At 55.6% G+C, this 18,447-nt stretch carries 13 protein-coding genes and 4 pseudogenes; 9 read left to right on the forward strand and 8 right to left on the reverse strand.

Features of this window, described 5'->3' with window-relative positions; all coding sequences use genetic code 11:
- Nucleotides 1-18: 18 nt before the first annotated feature.
- A protein-coding gene (locus OA238_RS17945; RefSeq protein WP_085982769.1) for an IS3 family transposase occupies nt 19-1,511 on the reverse strand; the annotation gives its coding sequence in 2 pieces (ribosomal slippage) (nt 19-1,061 and nt 1,061-1,511; 1,494 coding nt in all).
- Between the two features lie 195 nt (nt 1,512-1,706).
- Here OA238_RS17945 and OA238_RS32940 point away from each other — a divergent pair.
- Nucleotides 1,707-1,973 (forward strand): DUF2306 domain-containing protein, encoded by a 267-nt coding sequence (locus OA238_RS32940; protein WP_187293068.1) that lies wholly within the window; start codon nt 1,707-1,709, stop codon nt 1,971-1,973.
- Between the two features lie 586 nt (nt 1,974-2,559).
- On the opposite strand, the gene OA238_RS35165 is transcribed toward OA238_RS32940, so the two are convergent.
- Both OA238_RS35165 and OA238_RS33315 read right to left on the reverse strand, forming a co-directional pair.
- Nucleotides 2,560-2,679, reverse strand: coding sequence for a D-lyxose/D-mannose family sugar isomerase (locus OA238_RS35165; protein WP_420806467.1), 120 nt, complete (start codon nt 2,677-2,679; stop codon nt 2,560-2,562).
- On the reverse strand, nt 2,676-2,810 hold the full coding sequence (locus tag OA238_RS33315) for a D-lyxose/D-mannose family sugar isomerase (RefSeq protein WP_217591560.1): 135 nt from the start codon (nt 2,808-2,810) through the stop codon (nt 2,676-2,678). Before OA238_RS33315 ends, OA238_RS35165 begins: the two co-directional genes overlap by 4 nt.
- Before the next feature lie 274 nt (nt 2,811-3,084).
- Here OA238_RS33315 and OA238_RS17970 point away from each other — a divergent pair, with 274 nt between their 5' ends.
- From OA238_RS17970 to istB, 7 genes and pseudogenes are all read left to right on the forward strand, one after another.
- A complete protein-coding gene (locus OA238_RS17970) occupies nt 3,085-3,843 on the forward strand; it encodes a glycosyltransferase family 2 protein (RefSeq protein ID WP_015496273.1) in 759 nt (252 codons plus the stop codon).
- A gap of 2 nt (nt 3,844-3,845) precedes the next feature.
- Nucleotides 3,846-4,175: a lipid-A-disaccharide synthase N-terminal domain-containing protein gene (locus OA238_RS17975; RefSeq protein WP_015496274.1), complete on the forward strand. Its 330-nt coding sequence runs from the start codon at nt 3,846-3,848 to the stop codon at nt 4,173-4,175.
- Nucleotides 4,172-5,809 carry an ArnT family glycosyltransferase gene (locus OA238_RS17980; RefSeq protein ID WP_015496275.1) on the forward strand — a complete coding sequence of 546 codons (1,638 nt, stop codon included), beginning with the start codon at nt 4,172-4,174 and terminating at the stop codon, nt 5,807-5,809. Before OA238_RS17975 ends, OA238_RS17980 begins: the two co-directional genes overlap by 4 nt.
- Nucleotides 5,797-6,519: a phosphatase PAP2 family protein gene (locus OA238_RS29165; RefSeq protein WP_015496276.1), complete on the forward strand. Its 723-nt coding sequence runs from the start codon at nt 5,797-5,799 to the stop codon at nt 6,517-6,519. Before OA238_RS17980 ends, OA238_RS29165 begins: the two co-directional genes overlap by 13 nt.
- 929 nt (nt 6,520-7,448) lie before the next feature.
- Nucleotides 7,449-8,739: pseudogene (locus tag OA238_RS17995) on the forward strand (IS256 family transposase).
- A 635-nt stretch (nt 8,740-9,374) separates the two neighbouring features.
- A complete protein-coding gene (istA, locus tag OA238_RS18005) occupies nt 9,375-10,841 on the forward strand; it encodes an IS21 family transposase (protein ID WP_015496278.1) in 1,467 nt (488 codons plus the stop codon).
- The gene (gene istB / locus OA238_RS18010) at nt 10,838-11,566 is read left to right on the forward strand and encodes an IS21-like element helper ATPase IstB (protein ID WP_015496279.1); all 729 of its coding nucleotides are present in this window, start codon (nt 10,838-10,840) and stop codon (nt 11,564-11,566) included. Before istA ends, istB begins: the two co-directional genes overlap by 4 nt.
- 123 nt (nt 11,567-11,689) lie before the next feature.
- On the opposite strand, the pseudogene OA238_RS18015 reads toward istB, so the two are convergent.
- The 3 pseudogenes from OA238_RS18015 to OA238_RS34020 form a co-directional block, all read right to left on the reverse strand.
- Nucleotides 11,690-12,666, reverse strand: a pseudogene (locus OA238_RS18015) (IS1595 family transposase).
- Nucleotides 12,667-12,998: 332 nt separating this feature from the next.
- A pseudogene (locus tag OA238_RS31960) lies at nt 12,999-13,388 on the reverse strand (IS21 family transposase); the annotation flags it as partial.
- Between the two features lie 142 nt (nt 13,389-13,530).
- Nucleotides 13,531-13,849: pseudogene (locus OA238_RS34020) on the reverse strand (IS3 family transposase); the annotation flags it as partial.
- Nucleotides 13,850-14,190: 341 nt separating this feature from the next.
- Between OA238_RS34020 and OA238_RS18030 the strand changes: the two are divergent.
- The gene (locus tag OA238_RS18030; RefSeq protein ID WP_015496281.1) at nt 14,191-15,525 is read left to right on the forward strand and encodes an NAD(P)/FAD-dependent oxidoreductase; all 1,335 of its coding nucleotides are present in this window, start codon (nt 14,191-14,193) and stop codon (nt 15,523-15,525) included.
- Between the two features lie 175 nt (nt 15,526-15,700).
- Here OA238_RS18030 and rpsU read toward each other — a convergent pair whose 3' ends face one another.
- A complete protein-coding gene (gene rpsU, locus OA238_RS18035) occupies nt 15,701-15,901 on the reverse strand; it encodes a 30S ribosomal protein S21 (RefSeq protein ID WP_015496282.1) in 201 nt (66 codons plus the stop codon).
- A 319-nt stretch (nt 15,902-16,220) separates the two neighbouring features.
- Complete coding sequence (locus tag OA238_RS18040; protein ID WP_015496283.1) at nt 16,221-18,410, reverse strand: NADP-dependent isocitrate dehydrogenase; 2,190 nt, start codon at nt 18,408-18,410, stop codon at nt 16,221-16,223.
- Between the last annotated feature and the right edge of the window lie 37 nt (nt 18,411-18,447).

The following is an 18,447-nucleotide window of genomic DNA, read 5'->3' on the forward strand; positions in this document are numbered from 1 at the left end:
GACAGTGGCTTTTGGACTTTAGGCTTGGGTTTCTTCGGTTGGTTTTGGTGGGTTGATCCAGACGGCGGTCGGGATTTGAGGCGGTTTTGGTGGTTTGTGTACGAAGCGTTCGGGCGTGGCGAGGAATGCCGCGTCTAGTGTTGCTTGTCGCGCGGTGTAGATTTCTTGGGCCTGCCCAAAATGGATTTGGTCGGGCGTCATCAGACCAATCCCGGCGTGATGATGGTCTTGGTTATACCATGCAAAGAACCTGCGGCAGAATGCGCGAGCCTGCTCGATGGTTTCAAAGTTCTTGGGGAACTCTGGCTGATATTTCAGTGTTTTGAAGTGGGCTTCGGAGAACGGGTTGTCGTTTGAGGTGTGGGGCCGACTGTGGAACTTGAGCACACCAAGATCAACCAGCATCAGGGCTGTCGTCTTTGCCTTCATGGGCCCACCGCGATCTGCATGCAATGTCAGCTGATCGCGTGGAACCTCGTGTTTTTCCATCGCGTCGATGAACAGCTCTTTGAACTGGCTGGCGCTCTCCGCGTGCTCGACGCGCCAGCCAACAACGCGGCGGCTGAAGATGTCGAGAATGACATAGAGATAGAAGTAGGACCATTTCACCGGGCCCATCAGCTTGGTGATGTCCCAAGACCAGACCTGATTGGGGGCTTCAGCTAGAAGTTCAGGCTTTTGATAGACGGGATGTGTGCGCTGTCGGCGGCGTTCGCCAACTTCGCCCTGCGCGGCCAATATCCGATACATCGTGCGGATTGAACACAGATAGGTGCCTTCATCCAGCAAGGTGGCAAAGACCTCTGTGGGCGTCTGATCCGCAAAGCGGGGTTCGCGCAGGTGGTGCAATACCTGGTCTCTTTCCCTTTCCGGTAGAGCCCGCGAAGACGCTGCGCGCGGTGGGCGTGTGCGTGGTGGTGCCGTCAGCGCCGCACGCTGTCGAAGAACGCTCGCGCGCGATAATGATAGCGCGGCGCAGACAGCCGAGGTCAAGCCGCTGCCGGTGGGCAATGCAATCGCGACGGCCATCATGATTTGCCGCTGCGCTCTTGCGTCTGCTCCATCTCGTCCAGAAGTCCCGCCACTTTTTTTTGGATGGCAATGATGGCTTCCGCCTGATCCAGACGGCGCCGCAAGGCTGTCACCTCACGGTTGGCCTTAGCCAGTTCAGTTTGCAATGGATTGGCAGGTGCCTTTTGTGGGCCACGGCGCATTGGCTGCAATGCACCCAATGTGCCGGCCGCCCGCGCACGGCGCCAATCGGTCAGTGCAGAGGAATAAAGCCCCTCCCGCCGTAGAATGGCGGAAACCCCGCCAGTGTCTGCCACTTGGTCCGTCTCATCCAGAATGCGCAGTTTGTATTTGGCTGTGAAGTTGCGTCGCTTCGGGATGCTCGTCAGTTCCACTGTGGGAGCCAACGGCGCATTAACAACGCGGGGAGGCGACGTCGGGGCCAAAACGGCTCCAGATCCAGCATCTGGCGAAAGTGGTGATTGTGAAGGCATAACCATGGGTTCGTTCTCCTACGCCCTCAAGTGTAAACTTTAGCCAGTCAATTGTCTCACGCTTATTGGCACGGAGGGGGCAGACCGTTGGCCCGGTGCGGACCCCTCCGAGACAGACCGTGTCTGGGACTCCTTCGGCAAGGGAACGTCAAAGGCGACGGGGGCCACGATCCTGCACGAAGCCCGAGACCATGGGCATTGGTGCCCATCGTTACGATCGCCGCTCTGACGACGCCACCAATATCAGTTAACATGACGCAGCCGAAGTGGTCGGAACTGGGTTTCGCAATGGGATCGGTTGCGTTGTTTGTCGCATTGGTCATGGGCATCCATGCAATCAAGGTAAAGAAGTTAGACCAGTACCGCCGCTGGATGGTTATGATGGCGGCACTCAACTTCGGAGCAGTGTCGTTCCGCCTGCAATTCCCGATCTTGCAGCTGTTTTTCGAAGAAAACCGTATCTTCTAGTACCTCGGCTGGAGCTGTTGGGTGCTTGGTGTTGCATGGTGGTGGTACCGAGACATCTGACACCTCTTGAAGACCCTCAACGGTCAGATACTTGGGGGCTGTCAGAAATCGCCATATGCACCGAAGTGGGTCAAGTTTGGCCGTGATAGGCGGAAACCTTGAAATTGCATTTAATGGTCAACAACCATGTTTTCATGAATTCACGCAGAGGATTGTATGCAATTTTTCCGGCATCCCTGAAAAAAATGCCGTTTAGGAACTGACTATTCTTGCCAGTTGGGAAATCGCCCACGTGGACCTTCAACTTTGTCATTATTTATCCCAGATCAAACAATTCTGAATCATGATTTTTATGTTCAACGAGGTCATCAACGCCAATGTCCGTTTTGGTGAAGCTGCACTGTCGCGACGGGACTTGCGTCGTATGTCTGCCTGGGGCCATCAGCTACGCCCAACGTATCGGTTGAGCTGCAGATTCCTCATTGCATCCGAAGCCCGCACTGAGCCCGAATTTTCCGGACAGCTAAATGACGCGACTACGGCGTAACGGGTGATCACCGGTTATTCGTAAGGGCCCCATAAGGCCTCAACCGCCTCCGCCATCCGCGACAACGCCTGTCTGCACCCAACACAACAACGGGCCCATCCGGTCATACTCACCGGCACCATAATCGGTAATATACCAACCATTGGGCGCCTCAATCACTGCCGCTGCATCTCCCGAACCGTTTGAAATTCCGCAGGTGTCAAATAGGCCCTCGGCGCCAATGCAAGCCCGAACGAACAGATCATGGCGTCCGCCTCGGCCACAATATCATTGAGTCTTGGTAGTTTCACATTGCCCCCTTCGCACGTGCATACTTGCGGTCCCGGCGGGAGGTGATCGTAAGTTAGAAAGCAAACCCATCAACGGACACAAAAGGAGGGCCTTGTCTCGCTAGTTGGTGCCTTCTCGCCCGTTTGCACAATGCGGCAATAGCAATTCATACCCTTGCCTCGGGAAGCCGTCGCCCTCGCGCCTTTCCGCCCGTTGGATAAAACGAAGCAAACGCCCCTTCCGGCCCGTGCTGTTTCAGCCTAGACAGAGCCACAATCGCCTGTAGGAGGCCGTATGACCCAGACCATGCCCCGTTTCGCAATCGCGATCCCAATGCTGAATGAGGCCGAGACCGTGCCGCATCTACTTGGCGGCTGCGTTGCGGCAGCTGAGGGTCTTGGCCCCTATGAGATTTGTGTGACAGACGACGGGTCTACGGACGCCACAGGCGAGGCCCTGCGTGCGTTTGGCGCTGCGCACCCGCAGGCTAACTTGACCATCCTTAAGCACCCTCGCCCCGCTGGCCAATCTGCTGCTGTCCATTCAGCCGTGCGCGCCGCCCGCGCGCCAATCATCGTGACGCTTGACGGTGACGGTCAAAACCCCCCCGAAGAACTGCCCAAACTGCTCAACATCCTGCTCGACGGCCCATCAACCCTTGGTCTGGTGGCGGGTCAGCGTGTGAAGCGCGATGATCCGATGCACAAGCGTGTGGCCTCTCGGGCTGCAAACACCATCCGCGGCGCCCTGCTAAAGGACGGCACCCGAGACACCGGCTGCGGACTCAAGGCCTATCGCCGCGAGGCATATCTTGCGTTGCCGTACTTCAATCACATGCACCGCTACCTGCCGGCACTGTTCCAGCGCGACGGCTGGGAGATCGCCCACGTCGATGTCGCCCATAAACCACGCGTCGCAGGCGCGTCGAAATACACCAATCTTGGCCGCGCATTCGTGGGACTGAGCGACTTGTTCGGCGTTGCATGGCTGATCCGCCGCCGCCGCTCGGTGCATGGCTCAGAGGTTCAAATCTCGCGCCCAGAGGAGCGTTAAATATGCAAGAAGCAGTATTCGATTTCCTCAAGATCGAGAATTGGTTTGAATTCTGGTGGGTCGCGCTCGGTTTTGTAGCGCAAGCAATCTTCGCATCGCGTTTCATCGTTCAATGGATCGCGTCCGAAAAAGAAGCTCGATCCTACGTTCCGGTCGCATTTTGGTATCTGTCGATCAGCGGAGGCCTGTTGATGCTGGCCTATGCCATCTACCGACAAGACCCGGTGTTTATCCTCGGCCAATCCACTGGCGTTATCGTCTACACGCGCAACCTGATGCTGATCCGCCGCACAAAGCATACCGACGCAGACGCGGTTCACACCCAAAAATGACTCTTCTACAGACCCGTTTTGCGCCGCTATGCGTGCTGTTTTTGGCACTTCTCAGCTTTAGTGTCGGCTTGGCCCAACTGCCGGTGCAAGACCGCGATGAGGCGCGTTTTGCGCAAGCCTCGCGTCAAATGGCCCAGACAGGCGATTTCATCGACATTCGCCTGCAAGAGGCGCCACGCCATAACAAACCGGTGTTGATTTATTGGGCGCAAACGGCCGCGATTTACGTGACTGGTGCTCGTGGCGAGACGCAGATCTGGGTTCATCGGCTGCCGTCTTACTTGGCAGGCGCACTTTCTACTCTGGCGCTGATCTGGGCTGGCACGCCCATTGTCGGCCGCCGCGCAGCTGTGGTCGCGGGCATCATCTGCGCCACCATCTTTATGTTTCACGCAGAAGCACGCACCGCCAAGACCGACGCGGCACTTGTGCTATTTGTAGTCCTCGCGATGGGGGCGCTGTCGCGCGCATGGCTTAACCCCGCTCGCAGTTGGTCAACGCCGCTCATCTTTTGGACAGCGCTGGCGGCCGGTGTTCTGCTCAAGGGTCCTGTGGTTGCTCTCCCGATCATTGGCGCAATCGTGTGGATAGGCGTTCAATTCCGCACAGTCAGTTGGCTCACCCGTCTGCGCCCGATCTTGGGCCTTCTCCTATTCGCCGCACTCGTCGCGCCGTGGTTCATCGCCATCACCATAGCGACGGATGGCGCGTTTTGGGGCGCGTCGCTTGGTGGCGATCTGACCAATAAAATTACCGCCCGAGGCGAGCACGCGGGCTCCCCCCCCGGCCTTTACCTGCTGACCATGTGGTTGACGTTTTTCCCTTGGAGCATGCTTATCCCTTTGGGCCTCACCTTCGCATGGCGCACACGAAAAGACACCAAAACTGCGCTCTTGCTGGGGTGGTTGATCCCCGGTTGGATCGTGTTTGAACTCGTCCCGGTCAAACTTGTGCACTACACTTTCCCGCTGTTTCCCGCGCTGATGCTTTTCACGGGGGCGGCGCTCATCAGTATGCAAGACGGCCAGATGCGCTTTGCACGCTGGACAGGTGGGATCGGCGCGGCGGGCTGGCTCCTCGGCTTGGCATTCTTCGCAGGCATCGCCGTCTCAGCCCCGATCTATTACGGTGCAGGTCCCGACGCGCTATCAATCGCCGGGGCAGCCATCTTCACAATCGCGGGCCTCACAGGCCTGTTTTGGATGTGGCGCAACGCTGTCGCCAAAGCCATTGCCGCGCTAGCATTTTGCGGTGTCACCATGGGCTGGACCCTCACCGCCGCATCGCTGCCAGCCGCCCGCGACCTCCAGATTGCGGATCACCTTGTGCGCGCAATGGAGCAACACGACTGCCTCAGCGGCCCCGTCGCCATCGCAGGCTACGCCGAGCCCTCGGCGGTCTTTCGCCTTGGCACAGACACGATACTAGGAGACGCGGACAACGCGCTGGCTTACCTTGCTGCGGGTGAAAACCGCGCCGCATGGATTGATCCGGCCCTGATGCCGTCCGCCGCCATGGGCCTGACAGGTGTCACCCTAGTTGAAGGCATTTCCACTGGTAACTTCCGCCCCATGGCCCTGCGTCTTTACGTGTCGCCAGGTGTCCCTGCAAAGGATAATCCATGCGCGTCCTGATCCTATTTTCCCTCGCTCTGATGGTAGGCTTTGCGATCGATGCCCCTGTGGCCCTCGCCGTACGCAACGCGCCTGAATGGCTATCCAATGCCGGCGCGCACGTCACATGGGTCGGTCAAACGGATTGGCAGGCGATCATCTTGATCACCCTTATGCTGGTCTACGCATTGGCCCGCCCCGACTCACTTAGCGCTGCGCGCGCGCAACGACTGTTGCAGGTCACCACTGCCTGCTTCTTGCTGATTTTGCTGACCGGGATCGCCGTACAGGTCCTCAAGCACGGATTTGGCCGCCCACGGCCGGGGGCCCTCAGCGAGCTCTCCCCCTACACTTTGGCACCTTTTGGGTTTCAGGGAAGCTGGAATTCCTTTCCTTCCGGTCATTCGACCACCATGGGCGCACTAGCCGCCCTTGCCGCCCACCTGTGGCCGCGCGGGAAATGGATCGCGATCGCGGTCGCACTGATCGTCGGCATCAGCCGCGTGATTGTAGCCAAACACTACCCTTCCGATGTGATTGCTGGTCTCGCGCTTGGCGCGGTGCTGTCGGTCTGGATGCTGAACCGTTGGCAAGCCGCGGGTGCCATGCCCCTCGCAGGACACCCTCTCAGGCAGCCCACAATTGGTTTAGGTCCCGCTTCAGGCCTCCTCGACATTTCGCGCAGCTTTGGACACCAACTCGTCGCGCTTTTTCGCAGCCCTTGGAAATAAAAAACGTCTCGTGGATTGGGGCCCCGTTTCCACCCTTACGTCAAACAGCCGCCTCAGCCACACTTGGCTTCAACCGTTTCTCAGCGCTTTCTAAAGAGGTGCGCCTCCAATTGGGCAATTGGCATCAGGCGTGCTAATGCACACCTTGCAGCGTGTCACAGCCACACACCGATGCAATTTAGGCATGCGCAGGCGTCTCAACGCTCTCTGCCGTCACAGCCAGCCCCATAGTCTTTGCCATCCCGACAATCTGTTTGAGCATACTTTTCGCGTTTCATTGGAAGGTTTGTAAATCGCACGTTTGGTATCAAAAAAGTCTGAATGAACTCCAGCACAGCCAACATTACGATCCATTTCAGTCGAATGAATGATTATCGTTTGCAGTAACTCACACGGTTTAAGTTTAGGGTTCATCAATAAAGTTATTCTCAATCACATAATACGAACCCCATGGACACTGCTTGGATTCAAACATCAAGTTCAACGGTTGATTTGAAGGCCGCGATTTCGTCGGCCATGGCTTCAGCGGGTGTTCTCCATCCGAGGGTTTTTCTCGGACGGTTGTTCATCAGGTTTGCAACTTCGTTCGGCCGTGTTTGGCTGGCATCGCTCGGGCGACCAGTGCAGATGCACGAGCTTGCCATGAACGAAACGATAAAGATCGCTCCCCTCCACAAGCTTGCGTTTGCGGCGGCAGCGCGCGCCGGGCATCACAGGCCTGCCGCGCCACTTGAGGGCAATAGCTGCCGTCTTCCTGCCGACCTCGCGCCAGCTCACGGCAGATCGTGCTCGCCGGGCGATGCAAAAGCTGGCTGATAGAACCGCTGAGCTATGACTGAATCTGGTGTTTGAGGGATTTGAAGGTTGGCGGCGTATCTGGTTGATTTGTTGTTGTGAGAAAGCAGCCCAACCGAAAGAGATACACCACCATGGAAACGACTAACATTGTTGATTTTGCGCGTCGAGACGGGATCACGGACGCGCTTACGGATTTGTTAAGAACGGGAGCCCAGCAATTGATCGCAACAGCAGTTGAAGCTGAGCTTGAGAGCTATCTGTCTCAGTTTACCAGCGCGCACACTGAGGCCGGTCATGCAACTGTTGTGCGCAATGGTCATCATCCCGAGCGCCCGTTTCAAACGGGCATCGGCCCCGTGAACGTGCGCATTCCCAAGGTTCGCTCAAAAAACGGCCAGCCCGTGACATTCCATTCGGCCCTGGTGCCACCGTACGTGCGCAGAACCAAGACGTTGGAAGCGGCCTTGCCGTGGCTCTACCTCAAAGGGATTTCCAGTGGCGAAATGTGCGCGGCCCTCAAGGTTCTTCTGGGTCCTGATGCCGCTGGCTTATCAGCAAATACGGTCTCGCGGCTGAAGCGTGATTGGGCCAAGGAATACGACGGCTGGAGAGAGGCAGTGCTGGAGGATGAACCTTTGGTCTACATCTGGGCCGACGGCGTCCACAGTGGCCTTCGAGGCGAAGATGATAAGCTCTGCGCCCTTGTGATTGTTGGCGTCACAGCCCGTGGCAAGAAGCGGTTCTTGGCTATCGAGGACGGGGTGCGCGAGTCCACGCATAGCTGGCGCGAAGTTCTGTTGAGCCTCAAAAGCCGGGGAATGAATGCCCCCAAGCTGGCTATCGGGGACGGTGCCATGGGGTTCTGGGCCGCTATGGATGAAGTCTATCCCACAACGCGGCACCAACGTTGTTGGCAACACAAAACGATGAACGTACTCAACTGTTTGCCCAAGCTGTCACAGCCAAAGGCAAAGGCAGCGATCCACAATATCTCCTTCTCGGGACATCGCTTGCGCAATACCCTGTCAGGCAACGGGACAGGCCGAGACCAAAGACGATGCGGAAAAGGCATTCGATTTGTTCATCAAAATCTACGAACCCAAATATCACAAGGCGGCGCTGTGCCTGCAAAAAGACCGGACCGAACTCATGGCATTCTTCGACTTCCCCGCCCAACATTGGCAGAGTATCCGCACCAGCAACCCAATTGAATCCGCCTTTGCCACGATCCGCCACCGCACCAAGCGTTCAAAGGGCTGCCTGTCACGCGATGGCATGCTGCACATGATGTTTAAACTGGGCCAATGCGCCGAGCAAAACTGGCGAAAACTACGCGGCTTTGACTACCTCGCCAAAGTCATCACCGGCGTCACGTTCAAAGACGGAATTGAAGCCACCAACCCAGACCAGATCGCCGCATGACCGACAAGCCTTAAACACCAGATTTGACAATAACTCGTAGACCGCTGGCTACTGCCTCGATTATGCTCGGCGAATATCACGCCACGGTCCTCGCTGCTGAGGTGCTTGCTTCGTATGTCCATCGCAACATCCTAGGCCCAAAGGGCTCTGAGTGTTGCATTTGAAACTTGAGCCTAAGCTCTGTCGATTCGAACTGAATAGGAAGCCGAACCGAGTTCGTGGGACTTCGCGAACTCGGGGCGAATCAAGCCAAAGTTTTGTGCAATATAACCTAACCGTTTCACGCCACCTCGCAGCCAAAAGATACCTGAATTCCTTGTCTTATGAATATCCCAGCTTTTGTGCGAAACAAGAGCCACCGATCAGCATTCTAGAGTGCTGATCGGTGGTGGTGGTTGGATCGGCAAACCCTTGTGTTCAGCGACAACCACCTTGGCCGGTAGCGACAACCATCTTGTCCGGTGGATCTGACTGGAGAACGGGCTTGCCCGTTTGGATGTCAGGTTCACCGGACAAGGATCTATTTTTGGTTTGAGTATTGGGCGTTGTGAGTGGGTAATTGTTGGGAGTTTCGTTTCAAACGGAGGCCCTGATTGCCTTTTAAATTCATCACAGACCAACAAGTGAGGTTGTACATGACCGACAGAAATACCCATAGCCAGCATACCGCGGCTGCGCGCGCCGGCTTTAGTGAGCGAACAGCACGACGCTTTGACGCAGATTCAACTCTTCCTTCGCAACGTCAGCCTAAAAGAGTGCGCACAGTTGCAGATCCCCTTGATGGGGTTTGGGAGACGCTTCTCTTACCCATCTTGAAACAGGATAGCTCTGTGCAAGCCATTACGTTGCTGCGCCATTTACAGCAGCAATGCCCCGAGGACTTTCAAGATGACCGCATTCGCCGCACACTTGAGCGTAGGGTGCGGGACTGGCGCGCATTACATGGCCCTGAGAGGGACATCATTTTCCGTCAGGTTCCCGAACCTGGTTATATGTGTCAGTCAGACTTCACTAATGCTGATGGTTTGGGCATCACCGTTGGCGAGAATGCATTTAAGCACCGGCTGTATCATTTTGTGCTTGTTTACAGCCGATGGGAACATGTTGGTGTGGTACTGGGTGGCGAAAGCTACACCGCACTTGCCGAAAACCTTCAAAATGCCCTCTGGGCTTTGGGTGGGGCACCCAAAAACTGTCGGACCGACAGCTTGTCAGCAGCGTTCCGTAATCTGAGTAAAGATGAGCGCGAGGATATTACCAAGCGTTATGCGGCCTTCACACAGCATTATAGCATGGAGGCAAGTCGTAATAATCGCGGTGAGGCCCATGAGAATGGCGCGGTTGAATCCCAGAATAGGCACCTGAAAGTTGCTATTGAGCAGGCGCTTATTTTACGGGGCAGCCGCGACTTTGAAACGGTTGGTGAGTATCGCTGTTTTGTAGACGAGTTGGTCGCACGCCGAAACAAGCATCGCGTTGATGCGCTTGCGACTGAACTGAAACATCTTCAGCCTTTACCTGCAGGGCGCACGACTGACTTTACAGAGATTGTTGTGCAGGTTGTGCGCACCGGTGGGTTCTTGGTGAAGCAGATCTTCTACAGCGCACCTTCTCGCCTCATAGGGCAGCGGTTGCGTGTGCATATCTATGATAACCGTATTGAGGCATATCTGGGCAGCAGCCATGTGGTCAGCCACCCACGTGCGCGTGGACAGAAAAGCGGCGACCGCGTGCATGTGATTAATTACCACCACGTGATCCATGCGTTGAAGCGTAAACCTGGGGCGTTGGCGAATTCGATCTACCGCGACAGCCTGTTTCCCAGAACGGAGTACGTTTTGGTCTGGAAGGCGTTGCAAGCTACACTATCGCGCCGTGATGCATGCCGTCGGATGGTGGACATCCTGTTTCTGGCCCACGAGGAAAACGCTGAGATTGAGTTGGCAAGCCTGATGGCCGATGACCTGCACCAGGGTCGATTATCAGACGCGCGGGATCTCAAGGCGTTGCTCGTCCCTCGAGACCACAGCTTACCCAAAGATGTAGTCGTGAACTTGCCTGCACTGTCGTGCTTTGACACGCTGTTGGAGGAGGCTGGATGAGCAACGCCCCAATAGATACGTTCAAATTGCCCATTATGCTGACAACATTGCGATTGCCCAGCTTCCAAAAGCACTGGCAGGAGATCGCAGAGCAAGCAGACAGAGAGGCTTGGCCTGCTGCGCGCTTTTTGGCTGTGCTGGCTGAATATGAGATAGCGGAGCGTGAAACGCGACGCATACAGCGACACTTTAATGAGTCAAAACTCTTAGGCGGCAAAAACTTGGCAACTTACCAGTTTGAGGCGATGCCAAGTCTGCCTAAGGCGCACATTGAAGCGCTGGCAGGGGGCGACTGGATTGAGCGTGGCGGCAATCTCATCGCAATCGGAAACTCAGGGACAGGGAAAACCCATATCCTGTGTGCAATTGGGCATGCCCTGATTGAGGCGGGGTATCGTGTACTTTACTCTCGGACGGGCGACCTCGTGCAAAAGCTGCAGATCGCAAGGCAGGAGCTCGCACTGGAAAATGCTTTGGCTAAACTCGACAAGTTTGATCTGATCATCCTTGATGATATCACTTACGCACATAAAGATCAGGCCGAAACCAGTGTCTTGTTCGAGCTTATTGCGCGTCGATATGAATACAAAAGTATCGCAATCGCCGCCAATCAACCGTTCAGCGCATGGGATCAAATATTCCCGGATAAGGCCATGACTATCGCGGCCATCGATCGCCTCGTCCACCACGCCACCATTCTAGAGATGAAGGCTTATCCCTTTTAGTCCGGTTGCCCCACATGTTGACGCGGCGCAGAATCTTGCCCTTGTGGCTTTAGAGGCGGATCGGATCAGTTTGTAACGTCTGGTGGGTTTATAGGGCGTGGCTTTTGCCGTGAACGAGGCCCTTCAGGCGCGCTGTTCAACAAAATCACGATATGTCGCTGGCCCGAGACCAACACCGATCCCCAGCAGCGTGTCGAAGGCGCTTCGCATGTGTCGCCGTCGGTTCCAGCGGAACACGAATTCGTCGAGATAGCGTTGTAGATGGCACTTTCTGAGGCCGTGGAAGACGCCTTTTGCCCACGTTTTTAGGTTGGAGAACACGCGGTGGACCCAGTGGAGTATGTCGTGTGCCTTCTTGCCGCTGACGACCTTTGCCTCATGCGTGTTTGCAGGAGGATTTTCGTAACCGAGCCAGCCATCCGTGATGATGTGAGCGCCAGGCTCTACAGCCTGACCAATGAACCCGTGCAGCGTCTTTGACGCGCCGTCGGGAATGTGTTTCATCCTGATACGGCGCGGATGTCCGTCACTTGATAACTCGACGGCACAGACGACAAACATCTTTCCAACCGGGCTCCGCCCACCCTTTGGCCGGTCCTCGGGATCATGCCGGGACCGGAACGGCATCTCTGTTTCATCGATTTCGACAAGGTCTTTCAGGGGGTTGCGGTCAGGGTTGACCATCGACCGCCGCAGCTTTTGCAAGAGGAGGTCGCCGAGAAGCGCCATCGGTCCGAGCGACGATGGCGACCCGTCTTGTAGCTGCCAAGGCCAAGTTGCGCCTGAAGTTGCAGCGCTGACATGCCGTTGGAATGGCTGGTGATGATGTGCGCGGCAAGAAACCAAATTCGCAACGGCAAATGGCTGCTGTGCATTACCGTGCCAGCCGTCACGGATGTCTGCCGTGCGCAACCGGCACATTCCCAAGTCGCGCGATTTCGCTTTAACGGCCAGCCCTTGCAGGTGCCACAGGAAGGACAGACGAAGCCCTCAGGCCAACGATGTTCCACCAGATAATGCGAACACGCTTCCTCATCAGAAAACCTGGCGTCGAACGCGGGGCGGGACATGGGTTTGTCGTTTTTCCATCTGGCTGGCATGGGAAGAACAATGCCAGAACATTCTAGATTGGCAAGCCGCTTCGCACTACATCAGGTGCCGCCGGAGCAAAGGGGATAAGCCTTCTAGAGATGAATGCGGAGAGTTTCCGCAGGCGCACGGCCAGCGACAACCAAAAAGCCTACGCAAACGCGCCAGCGACAACATCTGTCAAGAATAAGCCAGAGGAGATTACAGACCAAGACACCACTAAATAAGCAACACCACAGCGGCTCATAAACCGGCCAAAGTGGTTGTCGCTGCCGGACAAGGTGGTTGACGCTATACAACCTTGGTTTTTGAGGACCGTAAACGAGTAGGATCAACCATCACCTTCGCCAAAATCCGCCTGAGCGTGGCCAGGCGCATGTGCCAGTGGGACAAACATCTCTCGATGGTGGCGGCCATGTTCCCGGACATAGTTCTTGACCGTGGTTTGCCCGCCTCGAAATTGATGCTCGTCCCGCAGACGTTCAAAAATGCGCTTGGCCGTGTGGCGTTGCTTACGGTTCCGGCTGAGATCGTCTTGCAGCCATTGATCAATGAAGCCGGTAAAGCCATCAAGCTTGGGCCGCTTGATCTTCGCAGTTCGTTGATATCTGGGCGGAACCGAAAAGCTCATCATCTTCTTCACGCTCGCGCGCGATATCCCAAAATGAACGGCTGCTGCTCGTTCGCTCATGCCACCTCGACGTGCGAGGCGGACCTTTCTGTAAAGTTCCACGCTGAAAATACCCCCGCCCTCCCTGAAAACAGAAAAGACTAAAGTGGCAAAGTTTTACTTTGCCTGCAGCAAGATAGTCCTGCCACTTCCGTGGCTCACTTTTGCACTGCCGTTCTCAACTGGATATAATTTATTGGATTTAGTCATCCAAAATTGTGCAGAGATAAAACCAACCCCAACCAATGATATTCAGATAAGTGAAGTTGGCCTGCCAGAGCTGATTGATCGCTGTGGTTTAGTCTTTAAACTCGCTGGCGGCCTGGATAGGCGCGATTGAATTTTAATCAATCGCGCGATATGAAGGCGGGGTTGGTGATCAGGTCGCGCGCCTTCAGCACGCGGTAGACTGAAGCCTCTGATACAAAGTAACTTTCTGTAACTGGGAAGGTCACTGCCAGCTCTCGTGGAGACAACTCTGTCTCTTCCAGCGCCAGTTTCACGACTTTGCGCCGGACCTCGTCAGCACCTCTCATCGATACTCCGTATCGACTGCCGGGCGGTGGTACGCGCGATAGATGTCTTTGACGAGACTCTCGCCAGGGCTTTTGCTCGTTCCAGTCGTCTGTCTCATGTCTCGCTTCTCAGCGGTTACGATGAGCCAACAAAATACTCTTATCAAATTAACCTATTTGGAACCATAAGTGCTGACGTCAGACACACCATGCCAAGCGACTGGCGTTCGTAATACGATTGCAGTGAGCCAGGGCGCCAGCGCGCCGCGAAATCCTACCTAACAGATAAGCCAAACACATTCCTTGGATAAGATGCTATTGGTTTCAAAACCCTGACCACGGACAATTTCATGAAACGGATCTACGAACCCCTTGCATACAGCGACCATCCGATACGCGAGAATTTTTGGGCATCTACAATTGCAGGATCCCGGCCAAAATACCCTTCCCTGCAAGGCGCCGTGCGCACGGAATTTGCCGTCATTGGCGGTGGTTATACGGGTCTTTCCGCGGCGTTGACCTTGGCTGAGGCGGGCGCAGACGTTGTTTTGTTGGACGCAAATACTCCAGGGTGGGGTGCGTCGGGACGTGCCGGAGGGCTCGTATCAACCGGAAGCGCCAAGATCGACGACATCGACATCGTCAAGAAACATGGCCAAGCTGATGCGCGGGTTTTCTTTGATGCAGAACGGGCGTCTGTCGACCTCGTCGAAGAGTATCTTGATAAATACCACTTGGATGTTGATCGTCACTCCAAGGGCTACACCTATGTCGCCCATCGTCCAGACGCAGTGGCGGGGCTCAAGGACTATGGAGCTGAATACACCGCGCGCTACGGTTTACCATACGAATTTGTGCCAAAACACGAAATGGCGCATCATGGTTTGAACAGTCCAGATTTCTTTGGCGCCGTTCACCTTCCGATTGGCTTCGCGCTCAACCCGATGAAATTCGTTCTGGGCCTCACGGCTGCTGCGCATAACGCCGGCGTGCAAATGTACTCGAACTCAGCCGTCACCAAAATCGCAAACAAAAATGGATATGTTCTGCAAACAGCGCAGGGTCAGGTCCATGCAAAGAAGGTATTGATAGCGACAAATGGGTATTCAAGCGACGATTTGCCGAATGCCCTGTCTGGACGATATTTACCGGTCCAGTCCAATATTTTGGTTTCCCGTCCACTGACTGACAGTGAAATTCAAGATCAGGGATGGTGGAGCGAACAAATGGTATGTGATAGCCGGACGTTGCTACACTACTTTAGGCTGCTGCCGGATAAGCGAATGCTGTTGGGGCTTCGGGGCTCAGTTCGCGTGACGGAGTCTAGTATGAGACGCACCCGTGCTGTTGCTCGCGCAGATTTCGACCGGATGTTTCCAAAATGGCAGCATGTAGAAACACCATACTTTTGGTCAGGCCTGATTTGCATGACCCGCAATCTGGTGCCCTTTGCGGGTGCCATCCCTGATATGGACGGTGCCTATGCAGCACTTGGGTATCATGGTGGTGGCATAACCATGGCACCTTACGCTGGCGCGTTGATCGCAGACCTTGCTCTGGGGCGTAAACGATTACCGCACCCGGATCTTATGCAGCAACCCTTGCGTCGATTTGAACTGGGGCTTTTGCGACGGGCCTCACTGCCACCTGCGTTCGCTTGGTACCGTTTCAAAGACAGATTCTGAACACGCCCATTGGGGCGGTTGGTTGGCGTGAACGAGACCCAATCCCAAATCTCAAAATGCCGTCACCACCATTTTCTATATGCAATGGGACCATGGGGTGACCCACGTCCAATCACACCGCCCCAGACTTTCTACGAAGGCTTCGACATCCATCAGAGCGACGAGATGATCGAATTTAGCTTTCGCGTTCGAGCTTCTTACGCGCCAATTTACGGGCACGACGGATCGCTTCGGCTTTGTTTCGCGCCTTTTTCTCGGACGGTTTTTCAAAAGCCTGCTTAAGCTTCATCTCACGAAAAACGCCTTCGCGCTGCAGCTTTTTCTTCAAGGCCCGAAGGGCTTGGTCTACATTGTTTTCACGAACACTGACTTGCATGTGGATTCTACCAACTTCTTATGAATATTTCCCGCTTAATCGCAGGATTCCTGCCCGACATCAAATGATTTTTCTTTGCAGGAACGGCCGTGACCCCACTTACTTGAAATAAACCATAGGCGTCGGGGTCTAGTCCTAGATTTGAGGGCATCGTTGGCGAGCGTCACATTCAGCTGACACGTGGTGTCTTACGCGAGACCAAAAATGAGATGCCTAGTGTATTCGACTTTGGCCATGACCACGTCGCGTCCCGCACTTCATCGCAAAAAGGGCCGCCTTTCCCTCAAGAAAGCGCGGCCCAGTCTTCAATTTGACAACCCTAACCGATGATGCCGTTCAAGGTGTTTGACGGGCGCATCACGGCTTCAGTTCTTGCAGCATCGGTGCGGTAGTAGCCGCCCAAATCTACCGCAGGTCCCTGCACGCTTGCGAGTTCAGAGAGGATGACCGCCTCGCTGTCCGCCAGTGCTTGGGCAATCGGGGCGAAGTGTTTGGCAAGCGCTGCATCACTCGTCTGAGCCGCCAAAGCGTCGGCCCAATAGCGCGCAAACCAGTAGTGACTGTTGCGGTTGTCAGGCTCACCCACCTTGCGCGACGGGGAATGCCCGTGGTCCAAAATGCCTTGGGTCGCGACATCGACCGCTTGACCAAGGACACGAGCCTTTTCGTTGCCTTTGGCATCGGCAAGGAACGTCAGGCTTTCACCCAACGCGCAGAATTCGCCAAGGCTGTCCCAGCGCAGGTGGTTTTCGTCGACAAGCTGTTGGACGTGCTTGGGCGCAGAACCACCAGCACCGGTTTCAAACAACCCGCCACCGTTCATCAGTTTGACGATGGACAGCATCTTGGCAGAGGTCGCCAGTTCAAGGATCGGGAACAAATCCGTCAGGTAATCACGCAGCACATTGCCAGTGATCGCAATCGTGTCTTCGCCCTTCGTGATCGTCTCGAATGACACGCGGGTGGCTTCGCGCGGGGCCATAATGTCAAATTTATCCGCCACGCCTTTGGCGGCCAGAATTGGTTTGACGTAGGCGATCAGTTCGGCGTCGTGGGCACGCGACGCGTCCAGCCAAAAAATGGCGCGGCATCCTTCGGCCTTCTGGCGGTCAATGGCAAGATTGACCCAATCTTCTATCGGCGCTTTGCGCGCGGACGCGGAACGCCAGATATCGCCAGCCTCAACGATATGTTCGTGCAGCACAGTGCCATCATCGAGGATCATCTGAACGGTGCCGCCTTCGGCAATCTCGAACGTGGTCGGGTGTGATCCGTATTCTTCCGCCTTTTGCGCCATCAATCCAACATTCTGAACAGTGCCTGCGGTGGCCGGGTTCAGCTTGCCGTTCTCTTTGAAGAACTTGATCGTTTCGTCGTAAACGGGCGCATAGGAATTGTCAGGGATCACGCAATTGCTGTCGCCTTCTTTCCCGTCTGGCCCCCAGCCCTTACCGCCTGCACGAATAAGCGCGGGCATTGAAGCGTCGATAATCACATCGGACGACACATGCAGGTTGGTGATGCCTTTGTCTGAATCGACCATATACATCGGTGGGCGCGACGCCATGCAACTATCGATCGCCGCGAGGATCGCAGCGTCGTCTTTGACGCGAGCCAACAGATCGCCAAGACCCGAGTTCGGGTTCACACCAAGGGCCGCCATCGCATCGCCGTGACTTTCAAAGACTGGTGCGAGGAAGACCGCAACCGCATGGCCAAAGATGATCGGGTCAGAGACCTTCATCATCGTCGCCTTCATATGCAGCGAAAATAAGGTGCCATCGGCTTTGGTTTTTTCAATCTCGGTCGCAAGGAAGAGCTTGAGAGCAGCCACACTCATGAACGTTGCGTCAACCACTGTGCCAGCCGGATAAGTGATCCCCTCCTTAAGAACGGTTTCGCCTGTCGCCGTGGTCAGAACGATCTTTACTGTCGCATCTTTCGTCAGCGTGGCCGACGTTTCGTTCGAGAAAAAATCGCCCCCCGACATCGCCGACACATGGGTTTTACTGTCTGCCGTCCAGTCGCCCATCCGGTGCGGGTTCTGTTGTGCATAGCGTTTCACAGCCTTGGCCGCGCGCCGATCAGAGTTGCCTTCGCGCAAAACCGGGTTCACCGCAGACCCTTTTAGGCCATCGTATTTGGCACGCACGGCCTTGTCCGCGTCAGATTGCGGTGTTTCGGGATAATCTGGCAGCGCAAACCCCTGCGACTGAAGTTCTGTGATCGCGGCGACCAGCTGCGGCACTGAGGCCGAGATATTCGGGAGTTTGATGACATTCGCATCTGCGGTTTTTACCAATTGGCCCAGTTCGGCCAAATCGTCGGATTGGCGCTGCGCCGCGCTTAGGTTTTCCGGAAAGGTCGCTAGAATGCGGCCCGCAAGACTGATATCTTTCGTCCCGACTGACACCCCCGCCGCGAGAGCGAATTTCTGAATGATTGGAAGAAACGATGCAGACGCGAGTTCCGGCGCTTCGTCAACTTTAGTGTAAATGATATCGCTCATTGGGGCCCCCATGAAATTGGATTTGGCGTAGACTAAT

Origin of the sequence: Octadecabacter arcticus 238, assembly GCF_000155735.2 — a bacterium.
GTDB lineage: Bacteria > Pseudomonadota > Alphaproteobacteria > Rhodobacterales > Rhodobacteraceae > Octadecabacter > Octadecabacter arcticus.